The sequence below is a fragment of the Bacillus zhangzhouensis genome (genome assembly GCF_000715205.1).
In the GTDB taxonomy this organism is placed as follows: domain Bacteria; phylum Bacillota; class Bacilli; order Bacillales; family Bacillaceae; genus Bacillus; species Bacillus zhangzhouensis.
The window spans coordinates 43539-60690 of sequence record NZ_JOTP01000001.1 but is presented as its reverse complement, the minus strand read 5'-3'; the positions used below and the strand labels follow the sequence as shown (position 1 = coordinate 60690).

Sequence of the window (17152 nt, the reverse complement as noted above, 5' to 3'; positions counted from 1 at the left end):
CACTAGCGGGAGACCGCTCGTTCAGCGGCAGCTTGTTTTACCTTACGCACCAGCTGCATCCGCTCTTGTTTTGTTCCTGCAAATTGATACAAGTAGCCCATGTAGACAATGAAACAAAGTCCACCAATACAAAATAGCTCCCACCATGAGGTCACGTCATATACAAACTGAATTCCTGCGCAGACGCCCCAAATCAATAGAGCTCCCACTAGCGGAACCAATGTATGTTTGTAAAAGATTGTGCGTTTCTGTTTCGTAATCTTGGACGTATAAAATGGGAGAAACACGATATTTTTGATCAATAAAACAATGGCACCTGCTGATGCAATGCCATATAAACCAAGCTGAAGCATATGGGTCAATCCATAGGCTAAAAGCACATTAGAAGCGCCTAATATCAGCGTGGCAACTGCTGGTACTTTCAATCGATTAAAGGCAGTCGGCACATATGTCAGTGGTAAAAACATCAACGTCAAACATAAATAAGCAGCATGAATCATAAGAAGCCATTTCAGCTCCTCAAAGGCTGGTCCAAGCCATAGAAGCATAAGCGGGCCGGCGAGACCTCCTAGGAGTGCGGCTGGGAACGCAACAAATAAACCACTCCACTTCATAGCGCTGGCGGCATATTGAACGAGTCCCTGCTTGTCCTGATTCGAATAGAATCTCGTAATCGTTGGCGCAAACACAACCGCAAGTGTACCTGCAAGCGTACGCAATAATAATGGGAATTGTAAAATGGCGGCATACTGGCCAGTCGCTTCCGCACCCATCAGCAAGTTGGTCATCAATAAATCAATTTGTAAAAACAACAAAATCCCCATCTGCTCAAATGAATGCCATACCCCTGATCGAACAAGAGTGAGACTAGAAGAGAAAGAGACATGCCGCCACTTAAACGAAAACCAAGGAATGAGTTTCTTAAAATAATAGATGCCGACCCCCATAGCCGCTAAGCTCCCAATGACGGCCGCAAGCGGTATATGCCAAATGGTTGGTGTTGTCAATGTAAATAACAGCACAATGACAAGCGCCCTGCAAAACATCTGAATGGCCTGACCAGCACTAGATACATATAACTTGTTCGCATAAAACGGCGCAGCCCCAATGCCGGACATGACGAAATTGAGCATAAATAAAAGACCCCCTAAAATAAAGGCGATCTGTGTGTCTTTGACGAGATGAACAGGCACATGTAGCCAATTAACCATCTGCTGAGACAATACAATGCAAAGCAAAAAGAGACTGATTGATAAAAAAATCGAACTCACGAAATAGGAGGCGAGATAGCGCTGCGCCTTTTCCATCTCTCCCTTATGAGCCGCCACAGAAAAAAAACGCACAACAACAGCACTTAATGAAGCCGTAATGACTGATAAATAGTTGATCATATTTTGCGTAAGTTGAATTAAGCCAAATGCTTCTACACCAAGCGTATGAACAATGTAAGGCGTTAAACAAACAGACATGAGCATCATCAAGACAAACGTCATTAAGTTCGCACTGACATTATAAAGAAACGCACGATTCATTGTGTTTTCACGCGGCGTCTAACGATCTTCATCCAGCTTCCTCTCCCTTTTGACCGCTTGTTTTCATAAGCTGAAGCATCGCCTCTTTCACAGCTGCCTCATTTGGTTCTTTTAAAAGGGTTAAAAATGGAAGATGCGACACCCATTCATACCCTTCCATCACCTTATGATCAAACGATCTGAGGACAACACATGGTGTATGTGTAATCGCACAAAAGATCATGCCATGTAAACGGTCTGTCACGACGACTTGTGCTTGCCTTAACTCGGTCCACAAGGCTGATAATTCCGCTAAGCGGGTGGTTCGATCGACTCGTTTGCCAATTGTCGTCGTAATGAAACCGACTTGATCATACGTCTCTTTGACATGCTGCTGAAGTTGCTGCCGCTCCTTTTGGGCGAGATACGCTTCCTTATCCTCACGAAGACAAAGCAGTACCCCTTCACGCTTTTGATCCTTTGATGACTCGTCTAATGTCAGCACCATATCAGGCTGTTTCCACACATCTTTATCAGGAAAATGATGTTTCATCCATTCATAGGTTGTTTGATCTCTTGCCATAAGGAGCAGTCTTGGGTGATGTTTATACGTTCGAATAGCACGACGTTCTTCTCTTTTCCCTCTTTTTGTTTTGGTGAAATGAACAGTAGCGGGCAGCTGAATCACGGGATAGGACTTGAAGGTGTTCATGATAAATTGCCTTGTCCATTCTTCGTATCGGTATAAATCCCCCATATTGCCCCCACCGATGATACAGACGATGTCTTCCGGGTGCCGCATTCGCTTTAGCGGGCGTGCGAGGCGATACATCTCTTTCATGTCCACTTCTATGATTTCATAGGCTGGAAAGTGCTTCTTTAAAAAACAATAGCTCGCATAGGCAATGGCATGGTCCCCCAAATTATCATGCGCTGGCAGCAGCGTGAGAATGATTTTTTTCTGATGGCTCATCTCTGGTAGCTTGTGGCGGCTCAGCCTATATTCAAGCGGATATTTGACCTTTAAGAGCAGCCACTCTGCGGCGTGTGCCTTCAATTGCTGCAATGTCAATCTTTTCACCCCTATTTCCTTGTTTGATATTCGATCCATTTTTGATAACTTGAAGTGGCGGCAGAGAGCGGATAAACCCACTGACACCTTGCAAGAAATAGAATCATTCGCTTCCGCATGGTGAGCTTGGATGGTTCCACTTGTTTGACTGCACGCTGAAAGGTCTCGTGTGTCACCATTTCCCTCATGTGATCAAGCTTTTCTTGAAAAGAGAGTGAATTCTGGCTCTTCCATTCATTGAGCATACAGTGAAGCGTATGATTGACCATAAAAAAATCTAAGGCCTTCTCATACTGAGGCAGTTCATCATGCTCTTTTAAAAACAAGCGCTGCGCTTCATAAAAGGTCAGACCATGCTGAAAATACTGCTTTTGGTATCGCTGCACAATCGATGACAGATGAACCCGGTAATAATATAGAGGCTCATGAACAAAGGCAATGACACGTGATAAAGAAAAACAACGCAGCGTCACATGCTGATCTTCAATGTTCTCAAGCTCACCCCGCAACGGAAAACGGATGTGGTGTTCTTCGATAAAAGCACGCCGATACAGCTTATTCCATGAAAATCCAGTGATATCTCCATGTAATAGTGCTTCTATTAAACTCGTTTTATCGGTTGATCGATGGGCTAAAAGAGTCGTCGGTATTGTTCGTTTTGACTGTTCAAATTGAATCCAATACTCACTTACAACAAGATCTGCCCCGGTTATTTCGGCTTTTTTATACAAGGCTTCACAGTAATGAGGAGCAAGAATATCATCTGAATCAACAAAGGCGAGATACGTCCCTTTTGCTTCTTCTATGCCCCGGTTTCTCACAGCCCCTAACCCTTGATTGGTTTGATGAATCACCCGAAAACGCTCATCACGCTCAGCAAACACTTCAAGCAATGCTCCGCTGTGATCTGTAGATCCATCATTGACGAGAATGACCTCTATATCTGAAAAGCTTTGATCTGCAATCGATTGAAGGCATTGCTCCACATATTGACTCGTATTGTAGACTGCGACCAATAGACTGATAGCTGGCATTACAGCATGCCCCACCTTTCTTCAAATCTACTTTGTGAAAATCGTTCTATACGGTAAAACAGAAGAATCGAACGGCATCAGCATGATGCTGTACAAAATATAGCAAACAGCAATCCCTACATACATAAAAACATTAGACCGCTGATCAAAAATACGTGTGAAATATGGCAGTAAAATGAGCTGATATAAACCAAAATAAATATGAAATCTTGCATAAATGACATCCTTTGTTGCAAGAATGCCAAACAAGAAACCAAGCAAGCAAAAATTCACAACGTAATCACTTTCAGGTGTCAGCTCACGAAGTCGTTTTCGATAAAAGAAAGCAAGCAGAAGAGGCAGAATCAATACACCGATTTTTGTCACATTCATTCCATTCGTATTCGTTGTAAGCCATTCCTCATAATGACCATAAGAACTCCCCTGAAGCATCACCACAAACACGGAGATAAAACGGTCATAAAGAGCAGTTAAGCCTAAGAAAATCATGCATAAGACAAGCATCATCCATGACCAAGCCTTTGTTCTCACGATAAAATATACTGGAATCATGATGAGAGCCGATGAATGAAACAACGAACTCACAAGGACGAGCGGAAAATACAATTTCCATTCACCATTGATAACGAGCCGGATGGCATAAAAAAGAACCGCAGCCACCATATACTGACGCATCCCATTAAATGAAGCATAATAATGAAAGGTGCCGAGAAAAAGCAGCATACTGAGCTCAAAGGGCCGCCCATATCGCACCAGCGTCTTGATAATAAAAAAATAGGTGATGACCCCGACCGAGATATACATCATTTGCGGCTCATGTGATAGTTGATTGAGCATCCATAAAATGAACGTAAACCCCGGATCGGTTGCGACTTTGTCCACACCGAATCCAAATATATGCCAAGGCTTTTCATAGTTGATGGAGAACTCATACATCTGTCCATAGGTCACAAAATCGGTTCCCACTTTGTACCGAATACCAGCTACAATACAAAGAAATAAAAACGGAAAAAACACCAGAAGCTTGTTAGGCCGCCATCCGCTTTGAATGGTATCATCACGCCTGCCATAAAATGCAGCAAAGCTCGACCATAAATAGACCATGATCATGTTCACCAAATATACCGCCATCTGCCAATCCTTCCTTACAATCCATATACATTCATCACACGTGTGATATTCTGTTTCACATCAAATCCTCTTTGCTCAAGCTGAGAGGTAATGGTCTCTTGAAGAGGAGGTTCTGCATGATATGCTTCAAGAACAGCCTTCATCCATTCATGCGCTGAATCCCGCAGTGACTTCCGTTTAACGAGCCCGCAGCCTAGATCAACCTCCTCTGTAATATGATCTGAAATCACACAAGGTAAGCCAGATGCCTGTGCTTCCACTAATACAAGCGGAAGGCCTTCAAACAAGGAGGGCATCACAAACACATCAAATGCTTTCATATACTGCGGAACCTCAGACACGACACCCGTAAAGACAATGTCCTCCATTAATCCTGCTTTTTTCGTATACGATTCTACCACTTGTCTCAGTGGTCCATCTCCTACGAGGACAAGCTGAAATGAGACCCCCTGCTTCTTTAAAGTCTGTGCCAGTTCAATGAAAAAAACATGGTTTTTTTGCTCATGAAATCGCCCAATATGACCAATGACCAGCTTCTTTTCGTGAAGATGAAGCTGCTTTTTCATCTCCACCTTTTCTTCTGGCTCAGGCTGAAAGAAAAGGTTCAAATCAATCCCATTTGGCAAAACCTCAACTCGTCCATTTTTCATTTTTTTCTGCCCGAATAAAAAAACACCGGCATCTTCGCCGCATGCGACTAGCTGTGTAGAAAAGGCAAAGATCAGCTGACGAAACCCTTTGAGCATCAAGTGGTCAAGCCAGGTTGGCGACTGTTTCCAAGCCGTATTATGTGAATGACAAATGCGCACCTTAACGCCCGCCAGTTTAGCAGCAAGTGCGGAAAAACCTGTTTGAAAATCCGTATGTGCATGCACTGCCTGATAAGGTCCATTTCGCTTCATTGTCTTTGTCAGTGTTTTCACAAAAACCAAAGGAGAGGACGCACCAATACTTGGGACGTAAAAGATGCGTCCCCCAAGCCGACGAATTTCCTCATCATAATCACAGACGTCCTGTCGGTGGGTAATGAAATCAAATTGAAGGACATTTCTGTCGAGTGCACGATAGATGTTCATGATCATCGTTTCTGCTCCGCCGCGGTTCATCCCGCCCACAATATGGAGTACACGCTTTGGCTCACTCATCTCGGATCGTCCTCCTTTTCAGCATAGACGCCTCCAGCTTCCGCTGGTGATAAAGCCTCATGATCTTCGGTGACAAACAGGCGCGGGCCACCGGCTTGAGAGCAAATAGATAATCAAACGGCGACAACTTTAATAGCCAGCATGCTTTTAAAACGAGCCACGCATTATCCATGGAATATCTGAACTTCCGGCGCTGAAAAGCCGCTTCATCCTCTCTCACAAGGTATAACGGTTCTTGCAAGTTAAAGCCTTTCCTTCCAGCAGCAAAAAAGCGAATCCACAGATCGATATCTTCCATACGCCTTGTTGTTTTCACAGAGCGATATCCATTTAAATCCTTATATGCAGAAGCTCTCATCATAATAGTTCCGTGACAAAAAGGAGTGCCTCTTGCCAGCACCTTTCGATTAGGCTCTGAGACAAGTGCACGCACGCCCTTCGTTCCAGACTCATCAAAAACCGTCATCGCCGTACCGACCACATCATATTCAGGATGTGTTTCGAGGAAATAAACCTGTTTTTCTAAACGTGTCGACACCGACAGATCATCACCATCCTGTCTGGCGATCAATTCTCCACTCGCTTCAGCTAGACAGTGATTCAGACTGGCGGCAAGTCTTTCATTGTGTGTATTTCGGATGAGACGAATTCTTTCAGGTTCATGCTTTGTATAAGGGAGCACTTTCTCATAGGTGCCATCTGTTGATGCGTCATCACATATGATGAGCTCCCAGTTTTTATAGGTTTGATGAAGAATGGATTCAATGCTTTCTTCTACTGTCTCTTGGCAATTGTAGACGCCCATGATGATAGACACCTTCGGCTTACGCATGCTGCATCACCTTCTCTGCATGACCCATATAGGCCGTATAAATCTCTTCCATGGCACTCGCCGTCTGCTCCTGTGCAAATGCATGAGCCATGGAACGCCCCGCTTTTCCCATGAGGTGCAGCTGTTCCTTTTTGTGATAAAGCTGCTGCAAATAATCTGCTAAACCATTCACATCTTGTGGTTTGATTAAAAAGCCGTTCACTCCATGTTTGACAAGCTCACAGTGTCCTCTATTTTCAGTTGCAATGACCGGTTTCTCAGCAGACATCGCTTCAAGAAGGTTCATGCCGAGCCCTTCTCTCAGACTGGTTGACACACATACATCACTCACATGCATCCATTCCTCGATTTGTTTGCAAAAACCAGCAAAGTGGACATGCTGCTCAAGATTCAACTGGCGTACCAGCTTTTCATAGAACGGCCTACTTGCCCCTTCTCCGGCAAACACGATCTTCACATTCGGTATTTTCCTCTTCAACTGTGCACATGCTTTGATGAGCATCCTTTGATTTTTATTGGCGTTCAATTCGCCAGCACACAGCACGATAAAATCTTGTGGGGTAAAGCCATAGGTTGTGCGAAGGCGCTTCTTTTCTTTGTCATCGACAGGTGCAAACCGCTTCATATCCACACCCATACCTGGAACATAATGCACAGATGCCCGCTCTTTTGATAGACGATCCGCTCTTTCATAATCTTCTCCATTAATGGTGATAAGAGCATCTGTATATCGAATGAACCATCTCTCAATTGGATAATAAAGCAGCCAGTTTTGAAGCGGCGCCCCTTTCCAAAAGTGAAACCCATGTGCGGTGTAAAGAACCTTTGTCCCTTTTTTGCGCGTGCTTTTGGCTGCAAGCCTGCCAATGACACTTCCCATCGGTGTGTGACAATGGATCAAGTCGTAATGCTCTTTCTCTAGCAGCTTCTTCAGCTCCACATACGCAAGCCGGTTGCGTAAATGAAAAGGGGAGCGCTGAATCGGAATGAAATGAGCTTGATCCACATGCGGCAGCTCCAGCTGACCATTTGCCGCTGTGTGCACTTCCCATCCTTGTTCCTGAAACCACCGAAAATACGGAAGGTGGAATGCCTTAAAATGATAATCAACCGTTGCGCAAAACAAGACTTTTTTCTTCATTGGCAAGCGTCTCCTCCTCTCTTTTCATCTGTTCAGACAACAAATCATGCGACTCAATGGCAGCAAATAACGCTTGTCTCATTTGCTCGTCACTCATCATGTCAAATTCATGGATAAAGCGGTTCAGCACATATGGATCACCATCCAACGCATGACCGATATGAATTTTCGGAAAAATTTGCTCCTGTGCTTTTTCATGCTGGTTGAGTAACTCCTCGTACATTTTCTCTCCGGGTCGAATGCCCGTGAAGGTAATCGGAATCTGGTCTGTGGTGTAGCCTGAGAGGTGAATGAGGTTTTCTGCGAGGTCGACAATTTTCACTGGCTCCCCCATATCTAAAACAAAGATCTGTCTTCCTTCTGCAAGTGCGCCTGCCTGAATGACAAGCCTTGATGCTTCTGGGATGGTCATAAAATATCTTGTCATGGCTGGATGCGTGACCGTCACCGGTCCACCTTTTTCGATTTGTTTTTTAAAGATTGGTATGACGCTCCCCCTGCTTCCGAGTACATTCCCAAATCGAACGGCCACAAACTTCGTCTCACTGCTTGCCCCCATTTGCATGATCAGCATTTCAGCAAACCGCTTTGTGGCTCCCATCACATTGGCAGGGTTGACCGCTTTGTCAGATGAAATGAGGACGAAGGTTTCGATTCCGTGCTCATGTGCGGCTTCTGCGACATTTTTTGTCCCGATAATATTGTTTTTCACCGCTTCTTTTGGACTAATCTCCATGAGCGGGACATGCTTATGTGCGGCAGCATGATAAATCATATCCGGCTGAAAATGACCAACGATTTCACTCATTTTCTGTTTATCTTGAATATCCGCAATTTGTGGATAGAGACTGATGCTGCCCTCATATAATCCTTTCAGCTCTAGTAAAATAGAATGAATGCTAAATTCTCCATGTCCCACAAGCACAATCGCTTGAGGGGCAAACACACAAATTTGACGACAGATTTCTGACCCAATGGACCCGCCTGCCCCTGTCACCATGATCGTTTTTCCCTTTAAGTGAACAGATAGACGACTTGTATCTAATTGAATCGGCTCTCTTCCTAGTAAATCCTCTGGCTGTACATCCCGTAATTGATTCAGCGCATGGGTTCCTTTTAAAATCTGCTCCATTTCCGGCATAATCTGTGTTTTGACGCCAGTCGCTACACATTCCTTATACAGCCCTTTTAAGGTGTGGCTGCTTTTGGAAGGAATAGCGATGATGATCTTTTGAATATCCATCATCACGACTGCTGTTTGAATATGTTCTTTTCCCCCAAGGACGGGCAGACCCATGATTTCAAGCTTATGCTTCGTCTTGTCATCATCGATGAAGGCGACTGGCTCAATATGTACATCACTCGACTGCTGAAGCTGACGAACAATAATGGTCCCGGCTGATCCAGCACCAATGATTAATGCCCGCTCCTTCTCTACCTGCAGCCGCTTTGTGCCATCATGAAATAGTCTAGAGGCCATACGAGATGACCCGATGAACAAGACATGGAAAAGCCAAACGATGAATAAAAATCGAAATGGCCATGTCTGCACGAAAAAGTACAGCATCGTCATTGAAAATAAAAAAGAACACACAAAGGTCTTCATTAAAGAAAATAGCTCTCTCACCCCTGTATATGCCCATACTTGCTTGTACACATGAAAAATGTAGGCAAATACATGGTGCCCAATGAGCAGACTAAGCGAAGAAATGACAAGCATTTCAAATGTATATACGGTTAACGCCGCCTCTTGGACAAATTGAAAGCCAAAGAAGACGGCAATTAAGATGAGATATGAATCTAGTGCCACGATGATTGATAATCTTTGGGCGTAAGTCAACGCTCCTCCCCCTTTTTCAACATCACTATTCTTACGTAAAATGGGCATCAAACCCGTCCTCACACCCCACTATTGATGACGAGCATCTAAGGCACCGGTTATGCCCACAGCAGGATCGAGTGCCTCCGTTGTTAAAGATTAGGAGACATCACCTATCAATCTTTTTAATACATATACAGCCTGCCCTTTTTTTCTTTCTTTCCATTGAGCATAGCGCCAAGCAGTTTGCCTGTTGTTCCTTCTAATACTTCTTTTGACTTCTTTACGGCGGCAATCTTTGTTTTGCCGCTTAATACAACGAGAATGCTTCCATCCGTACGGTTCGCCAGGATCTTAGCATCAGCAACAGGCAGAAGCGGTGCAGAATCAACGATCACCATGTCATATTGCTGTTCAATCTCATAAAATAGCTGCTTCATCACAGAAGAGGAGAGCAGCTCTGCTGGATTCGGCGGAATGGTTCCACTCGGAAGCAGCTCTAAATGCTCAATCGGTGTAGGTAAAATGGCTTCCTCCAAGCTGCAGTTATTTAATAGCACGTTGGTTAAACCTGTGTGGTGACTCAGGTCAAAATATTCATGAACAGCTGGCTTTCGCAAATCAGCATCCATAAGCAGGACCCGCTTTTTCTGTTGTGCAAAAACAGCTGCTAAGTTTGCAGCCGTAAATGATTTCCCTTCCTTTGGCAAGGAGGATGTCACCAATATGGACTTCAACCTTGTTTGGATCGATGTGAATTCGATGTTCGTTCGGATCGTACGGAATTGTTCCGCAATGACAGAATGAGGATTTAATACAGAAATACAGGATAAATCTCTCTTTTCTCTTTTCTTCCTCTTAAAGATCAATGTTCTGTCCTCCCGTTATGACGGACTGCTTGTCTTTTTTTGCCCTCCTGTCTGCTTGCATCTGATAGACACTGCCGAGCGACGGCAATCCGATCTCTTCTCTTATTTGATGTGTTCGTTTTACAGTATCATCGAGTAAATTCATTAAGAAAATGAGTGTCATTCCCCCTAATAAAGAGGCGCCTAGTGCCAGAACGATATGTACGAATTTCCTTGAATTCATGAGAATCGTGTTGGACAGCTTAGCTTCAGACAAAACATTAATGCGATCCATATTCATGGTTTTTTTGATTTCTTCTTGCAGCACCTCTGTTGCGGTATTCGCAATCGCTACTGCCTTCGCGCGATCCTCATCTTGTACAGAAATATTTATGACCTCAGACTCATTTTCTGTACTTGTGGCAATTTTGTGTTTTAATCCTTCAGCTGATTCTGTGAGATTGAGGGTTTCTTTTACTTTTTCAGTGACGATCGGACTTTTTAATAGGACTTGAAAAGTACGTGTATATTGAAGGTTCATTTGAATATCGTTTAAATTCGCTTGTGCGTCATTGCTGCGTTTATGAACAAGAATTTGAGTGGTTGCCTGATATACAGGAGTCGAGACATAGAACTGATAGTAGGCTGAAATGCCCGTTACGATCAGGACAATCAGGATCAGAAGGGCCATTTTCTCTTTAATGACAGAAAACAGCTGCTTAAAACCTATATTCTCATTCATAGATACCTCCCGAGTTCATCACAAAAAGGTTATATATGGTTTCTTTTTGTTAATGATTGGATTATAAAAGATAATACCCGCAAAGAAAAATGTCATAATAGGTCTTATAGTTCTTTTTAAAGAACGAAATCGTTCGTTTTCTTTTGTTTGCTTCCTGTTTCTTACGTTTTTGAATTTTATAAAGAACAATTTATTTCTTATAATGAACGAAAAGCTCGCAGAACTATTCGCCAGGGAGAAGGGAGATCATTTATCGAATGATAGGCAAGGTGATACGCATTTACCGAAAGAGGAAAGGATACTCGATTCAGCAGCTGGCTGAAGATGCCCATGTTTCTAAGTCGTATTTGAGTAAAATTGAGCGTGGTGTCCACCGGAATCCATCTGTCCAGTTTTTAAAAAAGATATCCTCTTCACTAGAGATTGACTTACAAGAGCTGTTTGATGCAGAGACGATGATGTTTCATTACTCTGAGGGGGGTGAACAGGAATGGCGGGAGCATATAGTCAATGCCGTCCAATCCGGCATGCCTAAAGAAGGGTTATATCAGCTGCTCCAAACCTACCGAAAGGAGCAGGAAGAAAAGACGTTACATGTCACCCATAGAAAGCTGACCGATTCGAATATGTCAGAGTGGAAGCATCTTATGAGTGAAGCGAAAGCTATTGGCTTAAGCATTGAGGAAGTGAAAGCATTCCTCACCAACATGAGAGAACGCCGGTCGTAAGCCTTTCAGGAAGAATCAAATTGCGGGGAGAGGCGTTCGACGCTTCGATGAAACAGAGCCTTTTATCATGAAAAGGCTCTGTTTTCTCTTATTCTTCTTTTTTTGTTCGTGCTTTTTTCGTAATATCATTGTTTTTCCAATAGGCCCATAGTGATGTAATCCCGAGAAAAGCTAACGTGATGAATTGCTGAACGCCTTCTTCATCAATAGGAATTGGGCTTTTTCCCGCAGCGGTTAGAGCACTGTTAACAAGCGCCAATAAAAGCAACACAAGCCTTGCAATCGTACCTGCACTAATTTTTTGAACCTCCAACTGTATACCCTCCCTTTCCCCTTCATGTGGGCGATACTGCTCGTTCCCTCTCATATGTATGCAACAAGCGAATGAATAGAAGAACGAATCAAAAAAAGAGACATCATTCCTATGTGCGGAATGATGCCTTGATTCATGTGCTTTTTATTTAGAAAACATCTCTTTTGCTTCATCCAATGCCATTTTATTGCCTAGTGCTGAGTAATCGAGCCATGGCTGATCAGCAATAGGATAGACTTGGTTTTTCTTCACGGCTTTTAGGCCTTTCCAGATCGGTGTCTGTTCTAACTGTTTGAATGCCTGTTGCGCTTTATCATCACGGTTAACGACGACAAAAATAGCATCTGCATCATAGTCAGGAAGAACCTCTTGAGAAATCACTTCGAATGGCCGTTTGCTATCCAGCTTTTTCACACCATCAACAGGTGTCAGCCCTAGATCATCGTATAAAATAGGACCCATTGGACGCTTCATGCTAAATACTCGAAGCTCCTTTGCAGTCACACGGATCGCCATTACTTTTCCGTTTCCAATCTTATGTTGGATGAGCGATTTCACTTCTTTTGCTTCTTGATTGTACTCCTTGATATATTGATCGGCTTCTTTTTCTTTATTGACGAGCTTACCGATTTTTTTCAAATGATCCCGCCACGTGCCGTCATTTAAATTAAACACTTCGGTTTTGGCGATTTTCTTGTATTTCGATAAGTCTTGTCCAGCTAGTTCTTCATCGACATAAATGACATCTGGTTTTAAAGCAAGCAGTGACTCCATATCTGGATCTGCTGCAATGCCTAGCTTCTTCGTATGACTCAGCTGCTTTTTCGCATGTGGAAGGAAATCTTTTAAGTCTCCCCCTACGACAGAGCCAGCGGGCTTGATACCAAGTGCCAATAAGTCATTTGTTAAATGAATAGACAAGGAAGCAATCTTAGGTGTTCCATGATCATTTTGATTTGTCGTATTTTTTGTTTCCTGTTGTCCGCAAGCGGTAAGAATCAAGAAACAGATCGTTAAACCAAACACAAGTAATTTTTTCATGATGGGTTCCTCTTTCATTTTTTATTTCGTTTTTGTCAATAAATAGAGAAAATAAGGGGCTCCGATAAAGGCCACAACCACACCCGCCGGTATGGCATTTGGGGCAAATATGGAACGTCCGATTGTATCGGCACTGACCAAAATCAACATGCCAAGCAGCGCACTAACCGGTAAAAAATACTGATGCAGTGACCCGACAAGCCGCCTAGCCAAATGCGGGGCGACGAGGCCAATAAAGCCAATTCCGCCTGTCATCGAGACACTTGCACTAGCGAGGCCAACAGCTAAGGTAAGCAAAAAGAGGCGTTTACGCTGGACACGTACACCTAAACTTGAGGCGACAGCATCTCCTAACGTCAATGCATTAAGTGTGCTTGCCTGCATCAGCGTAAGCGGCACAAGGCATACAATCCAAGGCAGAAGCGCTAACACATGAATCCAGTCTCTTCCCCATACATTGCCCACAAGCCATCTTGAAGCAAACGTGTATGTATCTTCATCCAGCTTCAATGACAAATATAAAGTCAATGCACTAAACCCCGCAGCAACCGCGATTCCTACTAGAATCAGCCGGATGGGAACAAGCCCTTCATGCCGGTCATATGCAAGGAGCACGATGACTGCTGCCGCGAGCAGTCCACCACCAAATGTAAAGAGCGGAATAAGAAGAGACGGATTGCCTTCAAGTGCGTGGAAATACGTCACAAAAATAATTAAGCCAAATGCTGCCCCTGCATTCAGTCCAATAATCCCAGGATCGGCCAGTGGATTGCGAGATAAACTCTGCAAAATGCCACCTGCGATGCCAAGACCAATTCCCGCTAGAATCGTCACCACAATTCGCGGGAGACGATAATCAAACAGCACCGTTACACTTTGGAAATCTCCAAAACCAAATAAGGTTTTGACGACAACGATGGGACTGAGTTTCAGCGTGCCGGTATTTAAACTATACAGCACCACAGCAGCACTCAGACAAAGTAAGGCGACTGTCACGACAAGAGCACGCTGTTTCTCCTTCATGACAGGTTCCTCCCTTCTTTTCTGGCAATGTATAAGAAGAAAGGAACACCGACAAGTGCCACCATCACACCAATGGCAAGCTCTCTTGGCGGATTCACTGTGCGGCTGGCAAGATCCGCAAAGACAAGCAGCATAGCCCCTAAAATCGCTGACATCGGAATGACGAAACGATAGTTTACACCAACCAGCTTTCGTGCAATATGCGGGATAACGAGCCCAACAAACCCAATGGACCCAACTGCTGATACAGAAACCCCTGCTAATAGGACAGCAGCTGCCATTCCTAGTATTCGCACTTGTCGTGTTTTCACACCTAAATTCGCCGCTACATCTTCACCGAGCGATAGTAACGACAGTGAACGACCTAATAACATCGCCCATACGATCACAATCAGAATGACCGGGGCGAGAATCGTCAGTTGCGGCCATTTCACACCAGCCACACCGCCTGCATACCAAAAAGCCAGATCCTGACTCAGATCAAAATAAATGGCGATTCCAGAGCTGAGCGCATGAAGCAATGCGGCGACAACTGCTCCTGCAACGGTCAGGCGCAGCGGTGTCAATACACCACCAGCCGCCCCAATCGCAAAGATTAGCAGCGTACTCAGTACAGCACCGATAAAAGAAAGGAACATGAGTGCTGAATAAGGCATGCCTGGGAAAAAAGCAAAACAGAGAGCGACAACAAACATCGCACCGCCATTAATGCCCAAAATCCCCGCATCTGCCAGCGGGTTTCTTGTGATGCCCTGCATGAGAGCGCCCGCTACAGCAAAGGCCGCTCCAACAAGTGCTGCCCCTAGAACACGCGGAAGTCTTAATTCATGGATGATCTGCTGCTCTGTGACATCTGACTGATAGTCAAATACAGCTGTCCAAACCGTTTGCAGAGACAATGTTTTTGCACCGTAAGAAACAGCAAAAAACATAGCAGTAAGCAAACCAATGACTGCGAGAAAAAATATCAAAAAGAACAGAATATGTGATGATCGTTTTTGTTGAGGTGTTCGCTTATCCTGCAAAATCGGTGTCATCCTTTTCTTCATTAAAAGTCGGTTTGAAAATGAGAATCATAATCATCAAAATTATAGCCGCCAGCCTCTGAAAAATCAATGTACGCCCCTTTTTTTAATTATTAAAGGTATGAATGAGACACAACGAGATGGGATGATTCTTTTCCTACACTTATTTTCGCTCTGAAAGACCTATCATTTTTTCCGATAGTTTAATAGGAAAATAGTTGACATTCCGCATGAAAATCACCTAAAATTACAAAAGTAAGTCAAATGTTATAAAAATATTACAAACAGATGTCAAACTGATAAAGAATGACCCGTCATGAGAGGAGATTTGAAAGTTGTGTCAGTAAAGGGAACATGGAGTATCATCCTATTTGCGCTTGCGATCATCATTGGAGCAGTTGTTTTCTTTCAAAATCAACAAGCAAGCGGTACAGAGAAGAAGAATGTGAAGCAGGATACGAACTATAAAAATGTCGAAATTGTCACTCTCGTAAATGACGGGAAATTTATGAGATATGCAGTCAACTATCCTCTTTTCCACCAAAAAGAGCTAGATGACAAGATTCAAAGCTATGCCAATTCAGCATTAGAGCATTTCAAAAAGACATTCAGTGAAGCAAAGGATATTGATGAAAATAAACGCTTTGAACTGAATATTGATTATGATATGGTGCATTATGCGAAGCAATCCGTTGCCATTCACTTTACAACCTATACCTATACAGGTCAGCAAAGTGGGACCACTAATCATCTCACGATCAACTTTGATTTTCAGAAAAAAAACTTTCTTGACACAAAAGATTTATTTCTGCCTAAAACCAATTATTTAAAGAAATTATCCTATATTACATACACGGAGCTTCGAAAGGACAAAACCTTGTCTAAGGATCAACCTCTCCTTCAGAAAGGAACAGCCCCTACTGCTCAAAACTTTAGTCAATTTGCCTTGAAAGAGAAATATGTAGAGTTTTATTTCCCAGCTTCTCAAGTAGCCGCAGAGGATCTTGGTTCGCAAACGCTCGCGATCAAAAAGACTTTGCTGAAAGATATATTGAAGCCAGAATATATGAATAAAACCAAAAATAAAAATGAAATCAAAGAACCGCCCCCAAAAAGAAAAGCGGTGAAGCTGCCGCAAAAATCAAAGCTTGATCCGAACAAAAAAGCCATCGCACTCACATTTGATGATGGTCCAAATCCAGCGACAACGACAAAAATCTTAGATGCGCTGAAGGTAAATAAAGGACACGCCACCTTTTTCGTATTAGGCAGCAGGGTCCAGTACTATCCTGGAATGCTTGCCGACATTCTAAAAGGCGGAAATGAGATCGGAAACCATTCTTACAACCATCCTTTATTAACAAGACTGCCTCTCAAGCAAGCGGTGAAACAGGTAGAGGACACGCAGCAACTGATTGAGAAAGCTAGCGGTTATACACCTACGCACTTTAGACCGCCATATGGAGGAACAAATCAAGACATCAATCAAGCGGTTGATATGAAAGTATCTTTGTGGGATGTGGATCCTGAGGATTGGAAAATTCGCAATAGCCAGCAGATCACAAGCCACGTTCTCTCACATGCAGCAGATGGCAGAACCGTATTAATGCACGATATTTATGACAGCTCAGCTCGGGCAGCAGTGAAGATCATACATGAGCTCACCAAACAAGGCTACCAGCTGGTCACAGTCAGTGAACTAGAACAATTAAAAAAGGAACGAATTGAACAAACCCCTGTGCAGTAA

General features: G+C 43.6%; 16 protein-coding genes. 2 read left to right on the top strand and 14 right to left on the bottom strand.

The annotated features are described in order from the left end of the window. Positions 1-2: 2 nt before the first annotated feature. The 10 genes from BA70_RS00320 to BA70_RS00275 form a co-directional block, all read right to left on the bottom strand. On the bottom strand, positions 3-1532 hold the full coding sequence (locus tag BA70_RS00320) for an MATE family efflux transporter (RefSeq protein ID WP_034316674.1): 1530 nt from the start codon (positions 1530-1532) through the stop codon (positions 3-5). 28 nt (positions 1533-1560) lie between these two features. Then, on the bottom strand, positions 1561-2592 hold the full coding sequence (locus BA70_RS00315; protein ID WP_420834664.1) for a polysaccharide pyruvyl transferase family protein: 1032 nt from the start codon (positions 2590-2592) through the stop codon (positions 1561-1563). Positions 2593-2594: 2 nt separating this feature from the next. After that, the gene (locus tag BA70_RS00310) at positions 2595-3617 is read right to left on the bottom strand and encodes a glycosyltransferase family 2 protein (RefSeq protein WP_034316668.1); all 1023 of its coding nucleotides are present in this window, start codon (positions 3615-3617) and stop codon (positions 2595-2597) included. A gap of 27 nt (positions 3618-3644) precedes the next feature. Further along, a complete protein-coding gene (locus BA70_RS00305) occupies positions 3645-4748 on the bottom strand; it encodes an EpsG family protein (protein ID WP_034316665.1) in 1104 nt (367 codons plus the stop codon). A gap of 14 nt (positions 4749-4762) precedes the next feature. Further along, on the bottom strand, positions 4763-5893 hold the full coding sequence (locus BA70_RS00300) for a glycosyltransferase family 1 protein (protein WP_034316662.1): 1131 nt from the start codon (positions 5891-5893) through the stop codon (positions 4763-4765). Next, positions 5886-6725, bottom strand: a complete 840-nt coding sequence (locus tag BA70_RS00295) for a glycosyltransferase EpsE (protein ID WP_034316659.1) — start codon at positions 6723-6725, stop codon at positions 5886-5888. The genes BA70_RS00300 and BA70_RS00295 overlap by 8 nt, the downstream gene beginning before the upstream one ends. Then, positions 6718-7866 (bottom strand): glycosyltransferase family 4 protein, encoded by a 1149-nt coding sequence (locus tag BA70_RS00290; RefSeq protein ID WP_034316656.1) that lies wholly within the window; start codon positions 7864-7866, stop codon positions 6718-6720. Before BA70_RS00290 ends, BA70_RS00295 begins: the two co-directional genes overlap by 8 nt. Then, positions 7832-9706: a polysaccharide biosynthesis protein gene (locus BA70_RS00285; protein ID WP_034317426.1), complete on the bottom strand. Its 1875-nt coding sequence runs from the start codon at positions 9704-9706 to the stop codon at positions 7832-7834. Before BA70_RS00285 ends, BA70_RS00290 begins: the two co-directional genes overlap by 35 nt. Positions 9707-9870: 164 nt before the next feature. Continuing rightward, positions 9871-10554 (bottom strand): CpsD/CapB family tyrosine-protein kinase, encoded by a 684-nt coding sequence (locus BA70_RS00280; protein ID WP_034316653.1) that lies wholly within the window; start codon positions 10552-10554, stop codon positions 9871-9873. Next, a complete protein-coding gene (locus tag BA70_RS00275) occupies positions 10544-11275 on the bottom strand; it encodes a YveK family protein (protein WP_034316650.1) in 732 nt (243 codons plus the stop codon). The genes BA70_RS00280 and BA70_RS00275 overlap by 11 nt, the downstream gene beginning before the upstream one ends. 257 nt (positions 11276-11532) lie before the next feature. On the opposite strand from BA70_RS00275, the gene slrR reads away from it, so the two are divergent. Beyond that, entirely contained in the window at positions 11533-12003 is a 471-nt protein-coding gene (slrR, locus tag BA70_RS00270; protein WP_034316647.1) for an HTH-type transcriptional regulator SlrR, read from the top strand. A gap of 88 nt (positions 12004-12091) precedes the next feature. Here slrR and BA70_RS00265 read toward each other — a convergent pair whose 3' ends face one another. The 4 genes from BA70_RS00265 to BA70_RS00250 all read right to left on the bottom strand — a co-directional run bounded on the left by BA70_RS00265 (position 12092) and on the right by BA70_RS00250 (position 15405). Beyond that, positions 12092-12316, bottom strand: coding sequence for a phage holin (locus BA70_RS00265; protein WP_024423530.1), 225 nt, complete (start codon positions 12314-12316; stop codon positions 12092-12094). A 144-nt stretch (positions 12317-12460) separates the two neighbouring features. Beyond that, on the bottom strand, positions 12461-13360 hold the full coding sequence (locus BA70_RS00260; RefSeq protein ID WP_034317423.1) for an iron-hydroxamate ABC transporter substrate-binding protein: 900 nt from the start codon (positions 13358-13360) through the stop codon (positions 12461-12463). Positions 13361-13378: 18 nt separating this feature from the next. Next, positions 13379-14380, bottom strand: a complete 1002-nt coding sequence (locus BA70_RS00255) for a FecCD family ABC transporter permease (protein WP_034316645.1) — start codon at positions 14378-14380, stop codon at positions 13379-13381. Next, positions 14377-15405 (bottom strand): FecCD family ABC transporter permease, encoded by a 1029-nt coding sequence (locus BA70_RS00250; RefSeq protein ID WP_189318058.1) that lies wholly within the window; start codon positions 15403-15405, stop codon positions 14377-14379. The genes BA70_RS00255 and BA70_RS00250 overlap by 4 nt, the downstream gene beginning before the upstream one ends. A 337-nt stretch (positions 15406-15742) precedes the next feature. On the opposite strand from BA70_RS00250, the gene BA70_RS00245 reads away from it, so the two are divergent. Further along, positions 15743-17152 carry a polysaccharide deacetylase family protein gene (locus BA70_RS00245; RefSeq protein ID WP_034316640.1) on the top strand — a complete coding sequence of 470 codons (1410 nt, stop codon included), beginning with the start codon at positions 15743-15745 and terminating at the stop codon, positions 17150-17152.

Coding starts and splice junctions, on each gene's coding strand:
- slrR (WP_034316647.1), top strand. CDS start 11,533: ATGATAGGCAAGGTGATACGCATTTACCGAAAGAGGAAAGGATACTCG.
- BA70_RS00320 (WP_034316674.1), bottom strand. CDS start 1,532: ATGAATCGTGCGTTTCTTTATAATGTCAGTGCGAACTTAATGACGTTT.
- BA70_RS00300 (WP_034316662.1), bottom strand. CDS start 5,893: ATGAGTGAGCCAAAGCGTGTACTCCATATTGTGGGCGGGATGAACCGC.
- BA70_RS00295 (WP_034316659.1), bottom strand. CDS start 6,725: ATGCGTAAGCCGAAGGTGTCTATCATCATGGGCGTCTACAATTGCCAA.
- BA70_RS00255 (WP_034316645.1), bottom strand. CDS start 14,380: ATGAAGGAGAAACAGCGTGCTCTTGTCGTGACAGTCGCCTTACTTTGT.
- BA70_RS00290 (WP_034316656.1), bottom strand. CDS start 7,866: ATGAAGAAAAAAGTCTTGTTTTGCGCAACGGTTGATTATCATTTTAAG.
- BA70_RS00275 (WP_034316650.1), bottom strand. CDS start 11,275: ATGAATGAGAATATAGGTTTTAAGCAGCTGTTTTCTGTCATTAAAGAG.
- BA70_RS00310 (WP_034316668.1), bottom strand. CDS start 3,617: ATGCCAGCTATCAGTCTATTGGTCGCAGTCTACAATACGAGTCAATAT.
- BA70_RS00305 (WP_034316665.1), bottom strand. CDS start 4,748: ATGGCGGTATATTTGGTGAACATGATCATGGTCTATTTATGGTCGAGC.